General features: G+C 61.2%; 2 protein-coding genes. Both read right to left on the bottom strand.

Features of this window, described 5'->3' with window-relative positions; genetic code table 11:
* Positions 1–18 precede the first annotated feature (18 nt).
* On the bottom strand, positions 19–1,518 hold the full coding sequence (ltrA, locus tag VHE10_03530) for a group II intron reverse transcriptase/maturase (protein HVU06828.1): 1,500 nt from the start codon (positions 1,516–1,518) through the stop codon (positions 19–21).
* Between the two features lie 504 nt (positions 1,519–2,022).
* Positions 2,023–2,273 (bottom strand): co-chaperone GroES (locus tag VHE10_03525; protein HVU06827.1); only part of this gene is annotated, 251 nt, incomplete at its 5' end.

Here is a 2,273-nt window from a genome sequence, read left to right as displayed (position 1 = left end):
ATCGGGTAGGAGGGGGAATTACTTCCCCCGTCCTCCCACACCACCGGACGTACTTTGCGTATCCGGCGGTTTCTGTTCTTGTTGATACCGGTCGTAAAGCTGGTTGATGTTCACCAGGTCCAGAGACTCGATCCAAGTCTGATCCATGGCGGTGTTGACGGCCGGACAGGCCGACAAGTGCCACCAACCCTTGCCCGACGCCGCCGTCATCCACGCATGACGGTGGGGGACGCCGCGTCGGAGCAAGAAGCCCGCGATTGTTCTGGTCCGTTTCAGTTGCTTGAGCCGCACGCAACGCAGCTTGCGACGAATCCACTTGTCCATTTCACGCAACAAGGTCTTGCACTTCGCAAAGCGGAAGTACGCGATCCAGCCCGTGAGATAGCTGTTGAGTTCGCCCACCATCTCGGCGATCTCGATGCCTCGATTGCGACGAGTGATGTGCCGGATGCGATCCTTGACGCGTTCCTCACTCTTGGGCGCCACTCCTAACTCCCCACCTCTCAGGAGACGATGGCCGAGGAACTTTCGCTCCTCGATGAATGCCACCGCGCTTTTCTCCCGGTTGACGCGGAGCCGAAGTTTCCTTTCCAAGAAGTCCGTCACGGACGCCAGCACACGTTCTCCCGCCACCTTCGACCGCACGTAGATGTTGCAGTCGTCGGCATAACGGCAGAAGCAGTGGCCGCGCCGCTGCAGTTCCTTGTCGAGGTCGTCCAACAGCAGGTTCGCCAAGAGCGGCGACAGCGGTCCGCCTTGCGGAGTGCCTTCGTGTCGCGCGACGCACACGCCGTCTTGCATCATGCCCGCTTCCAGGAAGCGACGAATGATCTTGAGCAGGCGTTTGTCGCCGACATGTCGAGCCAGCCGCGCCATCAGGATGTCATGATTGACCCGGTCGAAGAACTTCTCCAGGTCCATGTCCACCACGATGCATCGACCTTCCGCCACATACTTCTTCGCTTCGGTCAGCGCGGTAAACGCGCCGCGTCCTCTGCGAAAACCGTGACTCGAAGTCGAAAAGGTCGGATCCAGAAGCGGATCCAAAACTTGCAGGATCGCCTGTTGCACCAGACGGTCGATCACCGTTGGAATGCCCAATTGTCGCATTCCTCCACCGGCCTTCGGGATTTGCACCCCGCGGATCGGCGACGGTTGATAACTCCCATCCAAGAGCGACGCGACGAATCCTTGCAGATGCTTGCGAACCCAGGGCAACAGTTCGTGGACGGTCATCCCATCCACACCTGCGGAACCTTTGTTCGCGCGCACGCGGTTGATCGCCTCGATCAAGTTCTGAGTCCGGGTCACCTCCTCCATCATTCGGTCCGGCAAGGCACGTGCTTGGCCCAACGCCGTGAACGTTTGCGACTCCTCGCATGCACCAGCTTCGGTCCCGCCGTCGCCAGTCGCGTCGAGGCGCAACTCCTCCGTCTGCTCCCCAAAGAGGAGCGGTTGGTAGTAGCTGCCTTGCGGTCGCTCCGCGTCCATCGAGTCGTTCCAGACGGTCGCTTGCAAGAATAGATTCAGCCCTTCGTCCGCTCTTGCGAGGCGGTTGGCCTCCCCGACGTGTGTTGCCGTGAGGTTGGCACATCATCGAACGAGCGAACTACTACGGCCTCTGCTGACTTCTCTCGCTCCATCCCACCGCGTTGCCGCGCCGGTAGTGCGGCATCGTCCGCACAGAGCGGGAGATCTCCCAGGGTAAGATCTGCATCCATCACTCGGTCTTCGCCGGATCTACCCGCGTCGCCTACGGAATGGCTACTGGGCGTCCCCGTCCATTGCCGGGTTACCCGACGACGCTGGCCTTGTATCCGATTCCTGTTCGTCGAATCCGAGTTGGGGGCATCGGCTTTCTTCAGATTCCGCCTCGCGACGGACACCCTTGCCTAGCCTTGCGGTCCGGGCCATCCCCGCCCGCAGAGGACTCGCACCTCCTGAAGCAGACCATACCTGGCACACAACACGCAGAGCCGCGCTCGGTCGGAGCACGGCTCTGAATTTGGCTTCTTGGGAGGGCTAGTCGATGACGGCGAGGATGTCATCCTCGGACATGATCAGATATTCTTCGCCGTCGACCTGGACCTCGTTGCCCGCGTAGGACGAGAAGAGGACGCGGTCCCCTTCCTTGACCTGGAAGGCGGCGCGCTTGCCGCTGTCGAGCAGCTTGCCGTCGCCGAGGCTCAGAACCTTGCCCTGACGCGGCTTTTCCTTGGCGGTGTCGGGCAGCAAGATGCCGCCGGCGGTCTTCTCTTCGGCTTCGACGCGCT

This window comes from Candidatus Paceibacterota bacterium, assembly GCA_035546035.1.
Classification (GTDB): domain Bacteria; phylum Patescibacteriota; class Minisyncoccia; order Phycocordibacterales; family UBA6065; genus UBA6065.
Note: the sequence above shows the minus strand (reverse complement) of the source record. Positions and strands in the feature narration are given on the sequence as shown.